The 16,742-nt window shown below is 50.1% G+C and carries 11 protein-coding genes; 5 read left to right on the top strand and 6 right to left on the bottom strand.

The window, feature by feature from the left end:
- The first annotated feature begins 190 nt into the window (after positions 1 to 190).
- Positions 191 to 2,227 (top strand): hypothetical protein, encoded by a 2,037-nt coding sequence (locus KG631_RS17390; RefSeq protein ID WP_214000903.1) that lies wholly within the window; start codon positions 191 to 193, stop codon positions 2,225 to 2,227.
- A 158-nt stretch (positions 2,228 to 2,385) separates the two neighbouring features.
- On the opposite strand, the gene KG631_RS17385 is transcribed toward KG631_RS17390, so the two are convergent.
- Positions 2,386 to 3,339 carry a YafY family protein gene (locus KG631_RS17385; RefSeq protein ID WP_214000902.1) on the bottom strand — a complete coding sequence of 318 codons (954 nt, stop codon included), beginning with the start codon at positions 3,337 to 3,339 and terminating at the stop codon, positions 2,386 to 2,388.
- 190 nt (positions 3,340 to 3,529) lie between these two features.
- Between KG631_RS17385 and KG631_RS17380 the strand changes: the two genes are divergently transcribed.
- From KG631_RS17380 to KG631_RS17370, 3 genes are all read left to right on the top strand, one after another.
- Positions 3,530 to 4,153 carry a glutathione S-transferase family protein gene (locus KG631_RS17380; protein WP_214000901.1) on the top strand — a complete coding sequence of 208 codons (624 nt, stop codon included), beginning with the start codon at positions 3,530 to 3,532 and terminating at the stop codon, positions 4,151 to 4,153.
- A gap of 237 nt (positions 4,154 to 4,390) precedes the next feature.
- Positions 4,391 to 4,819, top strand: coding sequence for a DUF6795 domain-containing protein (locus KG631_RS17375; RefSeq protein ID WP_214000900.1), 429 nt, complete (start codon positions 4,391 to 4,393; stop codon positions 4,817 to 4,819).
- Positions 4,820 to 4,841: 22 nt separating this feature from the next.
- Entirely contained in the window at positions 4,842 to 6,014 is a 1,173-nt protein-coding gene (locus tag KG631_RS17370; RefSeq protein ID WP_214000899.1) for a lipase family protein, read from the top strand.
- Positions 6,015 to 6,091: 77 nt separating this feature from the next.
- Here the strand turns inward: KG631_RS17370 and KG631_RS17365 are convergent, their stop codons facing one another.
- Together KG631_RS17365 and KG631_RS17360 are read right to left on the bottom strand one after the other, a co-directional pair.
- Positions 6,092 to 6,469 (bottom strand): DUF1622 domain-containing protein, encoded by a 378-nt coding sequence (locus tag KG631_RS17365; protein WP_214000898.1) that lies wholly within the window; start codon positions 6,467 to 6,469, stop codon positions 6,092 to 6,094.
- A gap of 233 nt (positions 6,470 to 6,702) precedes the next feature.
- Positions 6,703 to 9,921: a TonB-dependent receptor gene (locus tag KG631_RS17360; protein ID WP_214000897.1), complete on the bottom strand. Its 3,219-nt coding sequence runs from the start codon at positions 9,919 to 9,921 to the stop codon at positions 6,703 to 6,705.
- A 271-nt stretch (positions 9,922 to 10,192) separates the two neighbouring features.
- Here KG631_RS17360 and KG631_RS17355 point away from each other — a divergent pair, with 271 nt between their 5' ends.
- Positions 10,193 to 13,360 carry a family 20 glycosylhydrolase gene (locus tag KG631_RS17355; RefSeq protein WP_214000896.1) on the top strand — a complete coding sequence of 1,056 codons (3,168 nt, stop codon included), beginning with the start codon at positions 10,193 to 10,195 and terminating at the stop codon, positions 13,358 to 13,360.
- 29 nt (positions 13,361 to 13,389) lie between these two features.
- On the opposite strand, the gene KG631_RS17350 is transcribed toward KG631_RS17355, so the two are convergent.
- The 3 genes from KG631_RS17350 to KG631_RS17340 are packed head-to-tail and all read right to left on the bottom strand — an operon-like array spanning position 13,390 to position 16,739.
- Positions 13,390 to 14,844 (bottom strand): M81 family metallopeptidase, encoded by a 1,455-nt coding sequence (locus KG631_RS17350; protein WP_214000895.1) that lies wholly within the window; start codon positions 14,842 to 14,844, stop codon positions 13,390 to 13,392.
- Positions 14,845 to 14,854: 10 nt separating this feature from the next.
- Complete coding sequence (locus KG631_RS17345; protein ID WP_214000894.1) at positions 14,855 to 16,345, bottom strand: sodium:solute symporter family protein; 1,491 nt, start codon at positions 16,343 to 16,345, stop codon at positions 14,855 to 14,857.
- Position 16,346: 1 nt separating this feature from the next.
- Complete coding sequence (locus KG631_RS17340; RefSeq protein ID WP_214000893.1) at positions 16,347 to 16,739, bottom strand: RidA family protein; 393 nt, start codon at positions 16,737 to 16,739, stop codon at positions 16,347 to 16,349.
- Positions 16,740 to 16,742 lie beyond the last annotated feature (3 nt).

The following is a 16,742-nucleotide window of genomic DNA, read 5'->3' as shown; positions in this document are numbered from 1 at the left end:
CAGTTAGATCCAACCCATAGCCAAACGCCCTAGCCCATAAAATATTCCTACAAAACAGCAACATAAAAAATAAACACCTAGTAAAGAAATTTTAAAATTAACGCCATGTTGAAATTTAAAACATTTTGATTGCCGGCTACATTTTTTAGAATTACACTTCGAAAAAATTTACCTATATAAGGACATTTTAATGAGTAGTACTTGGCAAGGATGTTTATTTAGTTTGATGTTATTGCTGGCTGGCTGCGGAGGTGGTAGCAGTGATAGTAGCCCACCGACTGGCGGTGGAGGCTCAGGCAGTGGATCTGGTGGGAGTAATCCATTACCTCCAATCCTTATTAATTCAAGTGAGCTCGATGCATTCGCAACTGTTGCCGTGAACCTACCGGAAAGTATGCTGCAAATTGCTCATTACACCGATACCCTTGCTATCCAGCAAAGTTTCCCATTCGGGCAATTTCAGCTTTGTGAAAATGGCGGTGGCCGCACCATCAGTTTAAATACGGGGCTCCCCCTCACTACTGGCAGTGTTATAACTGACCAGCTGGACGATTGTCAGGTGACAGCTCTGGATGCCGTATTAACTGGCGAAGTTACGCTTACTATTACTAACCAGCAACAAACTGCGAACGGCGATACCCTGACAATGAACGTCGACCTTAGTAAAGTCGTTTTCAAAGGGTATCCGGAAATTACCGTGCTTGATACAGTAAACGTGACCTTCATTACTGATAATTTGTTAAAACGTATCCAGGTAAAACCGCTGGGCTCTCAGGTGCGGTTTACATCGAGTGACGGTGATATTTTTACTCTGAGTCAGTTTCAATTAAGTAGCGAGCTTGATTTGATGACTGCGCTCTATCGGAATGATTACCAGGGACGCATAACGTTTAACGAGTTTAGCCAGTATTTAACTGTTAGAACATCAGTTCCCTTGCAGGGCTACCTTGGTGAGTACCCGCATCAGGGGCAGATTGAATTAACGGACAGTCAAAACAATTTGCTTGCTATCAGTGCTAATCAGGTTGTGAATTCTGAGTTGGCGAACTTAAAATTTAATCAAAGTGACAGTATGTTGTACTACTGGAACTCTTTTACTGAAGGCACTTACTGGAGTTGGCCAGGTTTAACGACCAATCAGAATATTCGCACCTTCCGGCATGATAATTTTGACCTTATCGGCACGATCGACGGTAATAATCTCAATGACTTCCCGACCCTTGGTACAGTTACATTTCTATTTTCGCGGCCGGTGGCCTCGATAAATAGTCAGTCTCTAAACAACTTCTTTAGCAATACTGAGTGGGGTTACGCTGACATTGGCGCAGAAGCAGTTATTGAGGGCGCTTTAGTCCATATTACACCGAAAACAGCCCTTGAACCGGGTGCCACCTATCGCCTTGGCAGTTTTGAAGCAATCAACCAGCTGGGTGTAACTTATTATCACTATTACGGACAGGATCTTACTGTCAACAACGCTATCCGCGCCGTTATCACAAAGGATAAAGTTGCAGTTTCTGCCGATTCGGTCCCCACGTTATCTGCTTCAGAGTCTATTATCGCCGAGGGGTTGACGGTGACATATCAGTGGCACGAGCTGACCGACTTTGGGGTGGTATTCGATGCCCCTAACGCTATATCGACAAGCTTTACAGTACCGGAAGTCGACCCGGGTCAGTTGCTTCTCATCGGTTTAACCGTCACAGATACACTTGGTCGCAGTCACACTACACAAGTGGAGTTGTTATATAACTCCGGTGATACTGACGTGCTGTATTACGAGAGCGATAAAGGAGATTATATTGGACAAGGTCAAACCCGTTTTCTGACCACAAATTTCGGCCAGTTCAACACCGCAATGGGTAATAAAAGCAAGCTTAGCGTAAATTACGAAGGGCAATATAACCAGGATAATGTGTGGTGGTTTCTTGAGTTAGCGACGGCAGAGGGTACCGAGCTGCAGCCTGGCCTTTATCAGAATGCGACCAGAGCGGCATTTAAGCCTGCTGGGGGCAATGGTATAGACTTCTTTGGCGATGGCCGGGGCTGTAATACCCAGTCAGGTTGGTTTGAGATATTTGAAATTGAGTTCACTGAAATCACGAACGACTACGGTGAAAATCTTTTCGAAGTTACAAGTCTGGCGGTAGACTTCGTTCAGCACTGTGAAGGTTCAACCCCCGCTTTACGAGGCAAAGTGAGGATAAATTCCTCTCACCCACTGTAATAGTGATAATCACCTAGTTCAACGTAAGGGCGCAATACTGCGCCCTTTTCCTTATATTATCGTTACACACTTCGTATAAACCTGCCTCTGATAGTACACCAGCAATTTTACCATTTATATTTTTCTATATTGGTTACGGTATTAATTAATATCTCTGGCTAACACTCAGCAATTTTCAATAATTTATCAGCATGACGCTTCAGCGCCTGTTTCAGTTCTGGCGGCTGAATTATACTGAAAGCAAAAGGCAACTGGCATAACCACAAAGCGAAACAGTCGCTGCTGTCCGTTCGGGTGCTAAGCAACAAGCCCCCATTCTGCGGTTTCAGCATACTGGCCATGGCACCTAACACTTCTGCTGCTGTGCGTTGCTCTGTTTGTAATAGCACCTGCACATCCAGGTTACCTGGCATATTGTTCAGACTGTGCTGAAAGTGCTCTGCACTGTTAAAGTCAGCCGGCCGGGTAAAACTATCAGCGAGCGGCTCGACATGCTGTAATCGGTCCAGCCGGAAAGTACGCAGCGCCTGGCGTAAATGACAATAGCCACTCATATACCAGTGCCCCTGGCGAAACAGCAAACCATAGGGGTCTATCTGACGGGTTATTGGTTGCTGTTGATTGGCAGCATAACTAATGACTACTGAGCATTGCTGCTCAATAGCATTAAGCAGTGGCTCCAGATGCTGGCGCGGGGTGTCAGTCGCAGCCTCCGGCAGCATGATATTAATATTGCCGGCTATCGCTCTGGCCCGCGACTTCAGTTTCGCTGGCATGACCCGTTCCAGCTTAGCCTGCACTCCGCTTATTGCCGCTTCGGTATCTGCCAGTCTCAGGTTCTTCGCTGCTAACAGGCCAAGTGACAACGCCAGCGTTTCTTCATTGGTAAACATCATCGGCGGCAATTTATAGCCCGCCACCAGCATATAGCCGCCACTGCAACCTTGCACTGAGGTTACCGGAATACCCAAATCTTCCAGCACCCGGATATAGCGCCTGACCGTTCGCTTATCTACTCCTAGCCGGCTGGCCAACTCGCTGCCGCTAAGCTGATTATTAGACTGCAACAGCTCCAGCAAACTCAGCACCCGGACCGTCGGCGCACTCACCATTCCACCTCTTTTTGCATTGTCTGACTCGGTACGGTTAACCTGCCAGCAAATATAGCAAACAACTAGGACGTAATCTGTCCTACTGGCAAGTAAAGTGGGTTGTTCGCACGGTAAACCAGGGTAATTGTGCTATCAATTATGCTGATTAGCCGCAACATTCTGATGTTATTAACCAACAAGGAACAGAAACATGCTGCAACTGACTTTATATACAAACCCTAATTCTCGCGGCCGGATTATTCGCTGGCTGCTGGAAGAGTTAAACGTACCTTACACTGTAAAAGTGCTGGAGTATGGCGCTGACATCAAGTCAGCAAAATTTCTGGCGCTGAACCCGCTGGGAAAAGTACCGGTTATTACCCATGGTGATGTCGTGGTAACTGAAACCGCGGCAATATGTGCTTACCTGGCGGACTATTTCGCTGAGAAACATCTGGCGCCGGCCACTGACAGCCCAGAGCGCGGCATCTATTATCGCTGGTTGTTCTTCGCGGCAGGGCCGATGGAAATGGCCACCACAGCAAAAGCATATGACTGGCGGATTGATGATGATAATGTGCAGGCGGTTGGCTGCGGTTTTTATCAGGATATGCTGAATACGCTGGAAACGGCACTTAACAATGGCCCCTATATTTGTGGTGAGCAATTTACTGCGGCAGATGTCTACGTCGGTAGCCATCTTGGCTGGGGAATGCAATTTAAAACGGTGGAAGCGCGTCCCGCTTTTACTGAATATGTGCAGCGCCTGTATGCCCGGGAAGCCGCTATTCGCGCTAACAAGCTGGATGATGCGCTGCTAACAGCAGCCACTTAAGCTGATTAAAGCTGGCCGGACAGAAAAAAGTCCGGCTTTGTCCCTCTCTTTCTTATTTCATCAAAATTTCAAAAATAATAAGTTTACAATTAATTTTTATTTGATATATTTTAGCAACGTTATTTTCGCCGGAGTGCATTGGCTATGCTGCTGGTTAGATTCAGGCCAATATTGTTGCTGACGGCACGACTGAGCATACTGATTTCACTTACATTGTCATCGCAGGTTAACGCAAATATGTTTGACTGGCTAAAAAAATATGATGTGCATTTATCCCCTGCAATCAACGGAACAATTACCTATAACGGGCAGCCAGTTACTCAGCTTAAAGTTTACCGCGAACTGACTTACCATCGGGAATTTCTGGATCACACCCTGACTGACGGCGAAGGTAATTTCAGTTTTGCTGCAAAATCAATTCGTTCACGTCGTCCAGGTAGCGCTTTTGATACCGCCAAACGCCAGGTCTTGTATGTCGACCACAACAATCAACGCTATTTGCTTTGGTACTACAGCACCTTGAATGCCGGCGCAGCAGCAACGCTGACCGGCAAACTGCAACAATTAAACTGTGAATTAACACAGCCGGAAAAAACCTACGAATTACCGAACCAAGAGTTTCCTGAGCACCCTCATGGGGTTACAGGTGTATGCAGTCTGGATTAACCACCCATTAAAGGATTAGCAAATGGCAACCTTAACGCCTAAACTGGCAGTACAACTGGCCTCACTTGCGTACGAAATTAAAGAACCGAGTTCCTCAGGTTTATATCGCTTCGGCAAATCGGCGCCAGACGTTGACCGGGCTTTTCAGTTTGATTTAACTAACGGCCCCATTCAGGGTATTTCTGGCGGCATTTTGGCCAGAATGTTAAAACGCAGTAGCGGCTTTGCGATGGTCGGTAAAGGTAAGGCCGGCTATCAGGGTGATCATGTGATCGCTATCCGCGGCACGGCCAGCCTGGCTGATGGCATTACCGATGCTCATATTGGTTTGACCGGGGGGGATAATAATTCATTAATCCACGCCGGTTTTAATAAAACTTTCCACAGTATGAAACCAGCACTGGAAAATGCGCTTAGCCCGCTACTATCCCGCAGCAGCAATGGCACAGTCCATTGCGTTGGCCACAGCTTAGGCGGTGCGCTCGCCCACATTACTGCCGACTGGGTAAAACGGCGTTTTAAAAACCAGGTATTTCTTTACACTTTTGGTGCGCCAAGAGTAGGACTTGATGGTTTTGCGATAAAAACCTCAACCAATATTGACCGGATCTTCCGCTGCACCCATGCCGCCGATCCGGTGCCGATGGTGCCGCTATGGCCCTTTGTCCATGCTCCCTATCAAGGCCAGGAAGTGCTGCTCGCACCGGGTCAGGGCATTAGTTTTAACGCTCACAAAATGGCGATGGAAGCATCACCCGGTTATTTGAATACCGCAAATAATAATAGCTGGGCTAATTTACAAACTCAGTCAGGAATTAACCACAGCACCGTGCGTTTGCACTATGAAAACCGTCATCAGGCATCTTTCAGCGGTTATTGGGCGGATAAAATAAGCTCAGGATTAATTACCTTACTCAAAGATGCGGGATACTACAGCGCGGTAATGGCTCAGGCAGCAATTGGTACCGGCTTAACATTTTACGATATGCTGGCCAGAACCCTGGAGGCGGTAGCAAAAGCCTCAGGCAAGCTGGCTGAGCAAACAAGAGGATTACTTGGGCACATGCTGGTATTTGCCCGACAAGTGGTAACAACAGTAACCGAGTTAAGTTTTAACTTTATTCGCTGGGTATTTGATAAAACGCTGGCGGCGCTGTATCGCAGTGCACGTGATGCGATCAGCAGCGTCATGTAATATGTCGGCGGTTAAATGTCAGTGTTTAGCCGGCGCCGATGTACCTTCAGCCAATCAGGCGCCGGCTTAACCCAGTATTATTCCGGCGTTTCTGAACTGGCCAACTGCCACGGCCATTTGCCGGTAAGTTCTACCTCGAGGGTAAAACTTAAAAATGTCCGGATTAGCACGACCAGCGCCAGCACGCCGACAGTAGAGAACGTCAACTCAACGGCAACGGTATGAATAATATCGGCTGCAATCAAAAACTCCAGCCCCAGTAAAATACCCCGCCCCAGCCGCTGGCGAATTTCCTGCTGGATAGCCCGGGGTGAATCGCGTTTAATCAGCCGGATAATGCCATGCAACAACGAATACACAGCAATAACAGTAATAATACCAATGCCCAGCAACTCAATCGCCACCGCACACCATTCTGGCCAGTTACCTAATAAATTGGTTACACTTTCAGTCAAAATACCTCCGTTAGCAATATTGCAATTAGCGTCTCTGTTTAAAGCATAGACTACCCCGAACTACACCGTAAAAATGGGACTAGCTGGTTAAATATGCAAAAATTGTAAAATATGGAGGTAAATAAGACACGGACGGTTACTTTACTCAACAATTTATAATGCTGAAGCAGGGAGAAGCACAAGTAACCGCCCGCAGTAACACAGTTAATCACGTTTCCACGGGGCAAAAACCACTAGAAAATAGCCCGCACGCTTAGCGCATAACGACGATCCGTCGTGAAGCTTAGCGCATCCGTTCTGACACCGGCCTGGTTCATCTGATACTGGGTTTTGGTCTCTGTATTCAGCAAGTTACTGCCTTCAATACCAATTTTCCAGTTATCGTTAATGGTGTAGTACAGGCTGGCATCCATCATGCCGGATGCTTTTGCATATGCCGGCACGTATTCCTCAGATTCACGTAATGTCAGCAGGTATTCGGAGCGCCAGGTATAAGCCAGACGGAATGAGATATTGTTGTATTCGTACATACCAACGATGTTCATGTTCTGATCTGAGTAACCTTGCAATGGCAAGCCACTAAATACCCGGAAGGTATTGCGGTTATCCGCAATTGGATTGCCATTTTCGTCAAAGCCAAGCGTACCCTCAGCGACTTCGTTAGGATCTTCCAGACCACTTTGGTCGATATAGGTGTAGTTAAACTGCAAGCCTAAACCGCCCCAGGCACCTGGCAACATGTCATAGAATTGGGAGTATGAAAATTCAACCCCACGGATCGTGCCAGAGCCTGTGTTGGCAGGACCATAAGCGGATACGGCGTAATTCTCACCGTTATACATCACATCCAGATCAAATTGTCTGTTGCGAATAATGTTATCCAGCTTTTTGTGAAAGAGTCCCACATTTAAAAAGCCAGCCGGCGCGAAGTACCATTCAGCAGTTAAATCTAGGTTAATAGACTCTTCTGGCTCCAGATAGGGGTTGCCTGCCAATGCAGTGACTTCGATATCATCCAGAGCTACAACCGGGTTAGTGGTTTCATCCTGGTCCTGCCCTGGCGTTTGCAAACGACGGGTATAGTCCAAATCCAGCAGGCTGATATTACGGGCATCCACTAAGCTTGGGAAATACAAACCTTTAGAGGCGCCAAAGCGCACCACTACATCGTCGGCTACCCCAAAGTTCAGGTTTAAACTCGGCAATACCGTGTCGTAGTCAGTACCTTGCACGGTGCTTAACTCAGATTCGCCAGAAGCCAGATCATAATAACGCCGATATTCTGGCTGTTGCATTACATTATTCAGAGATGTGCCCGGCTCACCACGTCTCGATGCTAATGGCTGCACGAAGGCACCGGTTGATTCCAGCTGGTAACTGACATAGCGCAGCCCGAAATTACCTATTATAGGAATATCCTGATTGATAAACTCAAAATCGCCGCGCAGATAAAACTCAGTACGCTTTTCATTCGACGAGCTGATATTATGTGCCGCGAATGGTCCTTCAACCCGATTAGGTTTGTCGGCATAAGGCACATAAGTGCCTGTACAAATACCATTATTGGCAGCGCTGCTGGTAGCGTTGTGCCATCCATCCTGACAGCCCTGGCGTAACGATTCGGCATAGTTTTTCACAAGTTCCATTTTAGGGAACAGAAAGTTATTAACATTGCCAATAAGGACATTACCATTGTAGTAATCGGAGAAATCCACGCGCTCAAACAACTCAGGCCTGTTGACAGCAGCTGCTGCATTACGGTCATTCATATTCCACGGGGTACCAATGGCAGACCACCCCTCATATGCTGTGTCACGAACAGTCAGATCTTTATCGGAGTGGTACAAACCTGTTTTAAGGCCCGTGAAGACACCATCCAGCTCATAGCTGACGTCGAATTTTAAACTGTTAGCTTTTGCTGTATTGTGTTCTTCCTGCTCCATACCACTGCCCAGAAATACATTAGGCACAGGTCCATCCCAGTCGCTATTCGGAGACCAACCGGCGGTTAGAATGTTGTCGCTCAGAAATTCAACTGTTGGGCGGGAACCCCGCATGTCCAGGAAGTATGGAGATACCACATGCACATGATTACCGCGGGTTTGTCCTGACATACTGTAATTATGAACTACTTTCTCAGAATCGATGCGCTGATAATCAAAGTTTAATGTCAGGCGATCCGATGGTTTTAGCATCAGATTGAATGAAGTGTCTTCAACCGTATTTTCGTTGTAATTCCAGCGGCTGCGATAGAAAAAAGGTGTTTCAGGACTTACCCCAAGCGCAATGCCTGACGTGACGAAACCGCCGTCAGTAGTTAAAGGATAACCATTAGCGGCATCGTCCTGCCAGTTCTGCGACGAACCCATAAAACTTCTGAAACCTTGTGCCGCCTGACCAATTTGCCGCTCATTCCACTCCAAAGAGGCTTCGGAATTAATGTGTTCCAGGGTGGCAACAATGGTGTTATCAGTATTAGCCCACTGCAAAGAAGTCGTGAAACCGGTACGCTTACGATCATTTTCGGCCGTGCTCATGTGAATTGCTACAGGCACATGCCAGACGCTGCCAGCAGGCTGACCCGGCAGCGCCGGTCCATCCACCGGAGATGCCGGGTCTACACCGGTGATACCTCCCCACTGATCAAGAGTAGGGATAAATGCATCACCCCGGGAATGAAAATTACCTAAACCAATACCATCACCACGTGATTTATATTCTGATTGCGAACCGGCAATCAGAAAACCAAATTTACCAGCCCGGGTTTCCCAGCTATCTGAGAACAGCGCAGAGAAAGAAGGCGTCACTTCTTTGCGAAAATCGCCGTAATTCGCTTTCGCGTTAAAAGACAGCAAACGCTTATGAGAGTCTAAGGGTTTGCGGGTAATCAGGTTTACTGTGCCAGCAATACCACCGGAGATCAGATCCGCAGTTTGGTTTTTCACTACCTCAACTGCACCCAGTAATTCTGCCGGGAAGTCTTCATAGCTCAGACCACCCCAAGGGTTGGCACTGAAGGCTCCACGACCATTCACTTCTGAGCGCACCCGATCCAGACCGCGCACCAAAACACCGGTGCCTTCATCGGCGTAATGTTTAGGGTCGTCAGAAGAGGCGAAACGCTCTATGGTCACACCCGGAATGCGTTGCAGGGCTTCGGTAACCGATTTATCCGGCAGCGCGCCAATATCTGTGGCAGTAATAACGTCTTTCACCGTGTCAGCATACCGCTTTAAATCCTGAGCCGACTGAATACTGCCCCGGATCCCTTTTACTTCAATTACTTCTACTTGCTCAGCGTTGCTCTGGGCAATGACACCGCTGTCATTCTCAGGCAAAGCCTGTGCCGCCAGCCACATTGGGCTTATCCCCAGTAAGGCTGCAGAAATTGCCAGGCTTAATCGGGCTTTCCTGATCCCACACGTATTATTGTCGCTCAGTAATTCAGACATAGTTTAAGTCTCTTCTGTTCTTGTTGTTATCCATGCAAGCTGTCAGCGGGTTTGCTACTGACAAAGTCGTTATATTTTTATCTTGCTCTTCCCGGTAAAGCCCAACATCACTACCAAATACGCCAAGCTCAAATGTTACTTTGTACCATTGAGTTCAAAAAGTAAACATTAATCAGCGAAAAAACAGCTTTATATAGCATCTAATTCTAGACAAGCCTGAAGTTATTGCTTATTAATATGTTACCAAGTAACAACAAAAAGCACTTTTGTTATGCGTTATTTATGCTGGTTAATTCTGCTGATCCCATGCATGGCGCCGGTTTTCGCTGCCTCGAAGCTGCCGCTGTTGCCGTATCCGGCAGAGCTAACCCGACAGACTGGCCACTTTGCGCTCAGCAGCGACTTTGCAATTGCCGTACCTGCCAACAATCCCATGCTGGAAGCAGCAGCAAATCGATTTAAACAGCGGTTAAGCCAGCAAACCGGACTGGCTTTTAACTCTGATATTAACCCCACTTTGTTATTGCAACTATCTGGCAGTGATCCGGCTGAGCCAGTACCGCAGCTGGGGATGGCCGAGCAATATCAGCTGCAGGTAACGCCCGGCCAGATTCTCCTGCAGGCGCCGGATAATATCGGTATAGTGCGCGGCCTTGAAACGTTATTGCAGCTGGTGCAGATAAGTGACAGTACGATCAGTGTCCCGGCGTTGACAATTAACGATCAGCCACGCTTTCGCTGGCGCGGATTGTTACTGGACCCGGCCCGGCGCTTCTTGCCGCTGACAACTTTAAAACGCCAGTTAGATATGATGACGATAGCAAAACTAAATGTGCTGCATTTACATTTAACAGACGATCAGGGCTGGCGCTTTGAATCACTTCGCTACCCTGAATTACATAAAGTTGGTGGCCGCGACGGCTACTATACCCAGCAACAACTGCGTGAGCTGGTGCATTACGCCGCCGAGCGTGGCATCAGAATAGTGCCGGAGATAGACTTACCCGGCCATACTACTGCTTTGGGCGCGGCCTACCCCGAACTGATGGCCGCAGCAGGGCCGGCGGTGCCCGAGCGGCACTGGGGCGTGCACAAAGCGGTGTTAGATCCGAGTAACGAACAGGTCTATGCTTTCCTGGCCGATTTGCTGGCCGAAGTGGCCGCCGTATTTCCTGATCGCTACCTGCACATAGGCGGCGATGAAGTACTGCCTGATCACTGGCTGACTACCCCACATATCGTCGACTTTATGCAGCAACAGCAACTGGCTGATCCACCGGCGCTGCAAGCCTACTTTAATCGCCGGTTGCAACAAATAGTGCAGCAACTAGACCGGCAGATGATTGGCTGGGATGAGGTACTGGAAGGTGAGCTGCCAACATCGGTACTTGTTCAGTCCTGGCGGGGTACTGAATCACTGGCCGATGCCGCCCGGGCCGGCCATCAGGCCATGTTATCGACCGGGTACTATCTGGATCAGCCGCAATTTGCCAGCTATCACTATCGCAATGATCCGTTGCCTGACGCAACATCAATGCCCGATCTTAGTACGTTGCAGCAATGGTCGGCCTGGCAGTTTCAATTTGCCCGTAAGCGCGGCAATGCCATCAGTGGCCAATTACTGCTGTTATATCTGGCGGACGGCAACAGTCATGCCCTGCTGCAATTTAGCGGGCGCCAACCCCAATTGCTGCAGCAATTCAGCATTAATGCCAATCAGCTCAGTTTTTTTGCCGATAGCTGGATGGGGCCATTGCAAGGGCAGTTTAGCGTCACTGCTGATGCTGACGATAATCAGGCGGCAGCCGGATTGCATGGCCAGCTGCTGGTCGGCAATGCCGCCTATTCAGTCGACGGCAGAGCGATAGCGCTGGCACAACCGGCAAGCAAAGCACTGCCCTTCCGCTTGCAGCAGCAGGAGCTGGACGCTGCCAGCCGGCAGCGGATTGTCGGCGGGGAAATAGCGCTGTGGGGCGAACTGGTAACACCACAGAACATTGATATCCGGTTATGGCCAAACGGTTTTGCCGTTGCCGAGCGCTTATGGTCAACCGCCGCTTTGCAGGATGAGCAAAGCCTGTACCGGCGCATGCAGCAGCGGTTTGAGCACGCCAATACCAACAACCAACTGCATAGCGTTCGCCAGCAACAGCAGGGCTTTGCTGCGCTGGTTGGCAAGGATAAGCTGGCAGCACTGACCCTGCTTAGTCAGACGCTGGAGCCGGCCCATTACTACCACCGCCTGCATGAAAAATCAGTGGCTGGCTTTTATCATGCTGATGCACCGCTTAATCAGTTGGTAGATTATCTGCCAGCAGAGCATCCTGCGATGCGCAGGTTCAGCGAAGAAATCAGCCACTGGCTGGCCGATAAAAATCCGGCAGTTTATGCCCGGCTGCTTGCGCAGCTGCAGCAATGGCTCCAGGCAGCTGAAGCATTAGCTGATGTTAACCATCCGAAGTTGGCGCCTGTATTTGATCAGATAGCAGCCCTTAGTCAGTCTGCGCTAACCATGCTTAACCGCATCGCTCAGCAACAACCGCTAACTGCCACAGAGCGGGATCTTATCAGCAGGCAACTGACCGGTGCTGCAACTATTCAACAGGAAATGATCATCGCCCTGCACCGCCCGCTGCAACAGCTGCTGGAAGTTGCGCCCCACAGTGAAGTCTGGCTGAAGCCCGGCACCTTTTCTGCCGCAGTGGAAGGGCCTGCGGTGGATAGCGGAGGAAATCTGTATGCGGTTAATTTTGAAGTGGACGGGACTATTGGCAAAGTAACGCCTGAAGGTACCGCATCATTGCACCTGAAGTTGCCAGAGGGTAGCACCGGCAATGGCATTGTCTTTGACCGTAGCGGCGCTATGTATATTGCCGATTATACCGGCCATAATGTTCTTAAATATCAGCACAACAATTTAACCGTGCACGCCCATAACAGCGCCATGCACCAACCGAATGATTTGGCGGTATTGGATAACGGTGTGATCTATGCCAGCGACCCAAACTGGGCTGATAACAGCGGTCAGCTATGGCGGGTTACCCCAGACGGCGACAGCACGCTTATGGCTGTAATGGGCACAACCAATGGTATTGCCATCAGCCCCGACCAACACTATTTATATGTGAATGAAAGTGTTCAGCGTCAGATCTGGCGCTTTAACATAAACGCCGACCACAGCCTTGGCGAAAAGCAACTGGTCGCCCGTTTCAGCGATCATGGCCTGGACGGCATGCGCGTTGACCGCAACGGTAACCTGTACGTAGCACGCTATGGCAAAGGTACCGTGGTTAAACTCAGCAGCACGGGCGAGCTACTGGCCGAATACAAGCTGAATCACCCGCTGCCGACCAATGTCAGCCTTAATAATGATGATTCGCTGCTATATATCACTATTCAGCAATGTGGCTGTATCGAGCGCATTAACCTGCCACGCTAGCTGCGGGTAGTGCGGAGATAGTCAAATGGCTAGTCAAATGGCCTGTCATTGATTGGCCATAACAGCCGGCTAAGCTTTTTATAACCGTTGTGCCGCGGATCACTGGGGTAAGGTGCCCCGGCATCGACATAGATCACCTGCTCGGCCAGCGGCGCAAAGCCCTGATAAAAGTGGTTGGTCGATTTCACCAGCAGGATCCGACATTGCTCCGGCGCAATTCCCAGCGCCCGGAATAAACTGGGGTCGAATGACTGGCAACGATTACTGTTTAAAATCACTTTAATACCCTCAAAGCTTATTAAAGCACAGTCACCCATCGGTACACTGCTGTCGGCAAATTGCTGCTCAGCATTGGCCTGTAACCGCTCTACCACTACCTGCTTATCAAGGGGCGGTCCGGCCGTGGCGCCACTTTTGCCACCAAAACGCAGCTCAATAACCGCACCTTCTCCTGCGGCAAAACACAATTTAACCGCCATCGGATCCCAGATAGTGCCCACTGCTACCCCGCTGAGCTTGCGGGCAATAATTTGCTCTAAAATCAGGGTGCCGTCACCGGCAACCCCACCGCCCGGGTTATCCCAGACATCGGCCAGTACGGTAGTACCCTTCACCTCAGCGGCCAGATCCAGTGCACTGGCGATGTCATTGAACTGTGGCAAGGTGCGGCCACGAAATGTATACAGCTCCATTCCCAGTGTTGTAGCCAGTGCCTGTCCCCGCTCGGGCTGATTATCGGTGATCACCAGCAATTTGCTGCCCATATCGGCGACATCGCCCGCCATAAAACCATGGATCACTGAAATCGATAACACCCCGGCTTGCTGCTCCAGTTGCCTTATTTTACTGACAAAAGACTTCATCGGCTCGTGGCTGGTAGGCAATACATCAATCATCCTGCAGTCAAAACTGCTCATCACCGGTTTAATATCACCTCTTACCGCAGCCAGGGCCAGTTGTACCAGCTCACGCGCCCGCTGCATAAAATCTAAATGCGGGAATTCTTTAAAAGCAATCAACAGGTTGGCTGCCGCCAGCCGCTGGGCCGTTAAGTGGCTATGCGGGTCAAGCGTAGCGCCGATAATAGCCTCGGCTCCAACTATTGCCCGCACCCGGCTTAGCAGGTCCCCTTCACAGTCATCATAACCCTGCGCCACCATAGCGCCATGCAACCCCAGCAATACGGCCTGCACCGGCATGGCCTGTTGCAGCTGCTGCAATATTTCATCGCGCAGCTGTTCATACGACTGGCGATTTAATAAACCGCCAGGTTCTGCCCAGGCACAACTGCCTTCAATCACCTCGAGCGATGGGTCGGCGGCGGCAATTTCCCGGCAGGCAACCAGCGGCGCGCTGCACAGGGTTGGCGTTGCCGGATGCCGACCAGGTGGTGCATAAAAACTGTCATAAAAACTATGAATGTCGGTATACATCGGCGAAAACGTATTAGTTTCGGTAGCCAGTGATGCAGTGAAAATACGCATTAGTCCTCCGCTAAGTGCTGCGGGTGTGGGGTGATTGAACTACCGGCTGCTGCGACGTAGCCATGGCCGGTTCGCGCTGGGCAGTAATTATTGCCAGCGCCTGCTGCCGGCTGATAGCAGGCGCTGGCGTGACCAGACTTACTACCACCGCCGCCAGCATAGAAGCTGCTACTGCCGGTAAACAGGGGTTGCCCCAGTAAGCCAGCCAACCGGCGTGATTCAGGATCGCTAACGAAGTGGACATGGCTGTAAGCATTGCCGCCAGCGCTCCCTGCCAACTGAAACGCAGCCAGAAGCGCCCTAACAAAGCACAGACAAACAGGCCGGACATCAGGGTGGCGATCATGCCGGTGATATAACGGATTAAATCATCAGACAGTAGCGCCAGGGTTAATGCCAGGCCAGACACCAGCAATACTGCCAGCCGCGAGTACAAAATGGCTTTGCCCGCCTCGGGCATAGTGCCGGTCGCCCCCTGATACAGATCACGGATCAATACCGATACCGCTGCAATGGCATCAGAACTGGCTGATGACAAGGTCGCAGATAATCCGGCCAGTAATACTGCCATACTAAGTAAGCCCGGCAGCAGCACCACTGCCAGGGTGGTAAAAGCAAACTGATGATTAGCCAGTTCAGGGCTCAGAACCCGTGCCGAGATCCCGATTAAAGCCGGCAACGCAGCAAAGGCCAGATACAGCAAGCCAGAGCAGATAAAGGAGCGGCGCACTGTTCTGACATCTCTTGCGGCATAGATCCGTTGCCTGAAAGACGGGGTGGCCAGTACGCCCACCGCGACCACGGCAGCCAGTGAAATCGCCGGCAACAATGAAATATGGGTGATAACACCGCTTTCTGTAGCACTTGTCAGCGCGACATTAAGTTGGCTCAGGCTACCCACTGCCTGTAACGCGGCGTAGCCCATCAACAAGAAGCCGCTGAACAGCACCAGGGCCATCATGCTGTCAGTCCAGATCACTGCCCGGTAGCCGCCAATCATCACATACAGGGTGTAAGCGCCGCCAATCATTAGTTTGGCATACAGTAAGTCAATACCGGTGGCCCAGGATAAATACAGCGCCCCGCCAATAATGTGAGCGCCCAGCCAGCCCAGCGACGCCAGAAAAATCAGGACCGCACTTGCCTGTTTCACCCACAGATTAGCAGCAACGTAATAGCTCAGCTCTTCACTCATGGTCATAAAACGCATGCGTCGCAGCGGTGCAAATAACCAGGCCGTAAGCAAAATGCCCACCGCCCCTCCGACCCCGTATAACATGCCACTCCAGCCATGGTTGTAGGCAAAACCGACGGCCCCCATACTGGTACCAGTGCCAATCATGGTCGCCACCGTGCTGCCAAAAGTCAGACGGGCTGAGACATTTCGCCCGGCCAACAAAAAATCGTCATTACTGTGCTGACGGCGCGATACCAGATAACTGATGATAATCATTAGTAACAGGTATAAACCAAAGCCAAATAAAAAGTGGCCGCCGTTCATATCAGGCCCGGTCGGCGCGGTAACAGGTAAGGTCCACTTCTACCTTACAATCCACCACTAAATCTGCCACGGCACAGATCCGTGCCGGTGGCGCGTCGGCAAATACACTGGCAAATACCTGATTAAAACTGCTGAAATAACGGGCATCTGTCAGATACACTTTGACATGCACCACATCGCTAAGCGCAAAGCCGGCGCTGGTCATAATATCCAGGCAGTTCTGCAGGGCCAGCTTCGATTGCTCAACAATACCCCCCTCAACCACTTCGCCATCGCGCATTGGGGTCTGGCCTGACACATACAGCCAGCCGCCAGCCTCTACGGCCTTGGCAAAGGGTAAGCGCTGGCCACCGGTACCGGTGCTTTGGTCTATACCGTAGCGGGTAATGGTCATCTG

The organism is Arsukibacterium sp., assembly GCF_018402695.1.
Taxonomy (GTDB): Bacteria; Pseudomonadota; Gammaproteobacteria; order Enterobacterales; family Alteromonadaceae; genus Alishewanella.
Note: the sequence above shows the minus strand (reverse complement) of the source record. Positions and strands in the feature narration are given on the sequence as shown.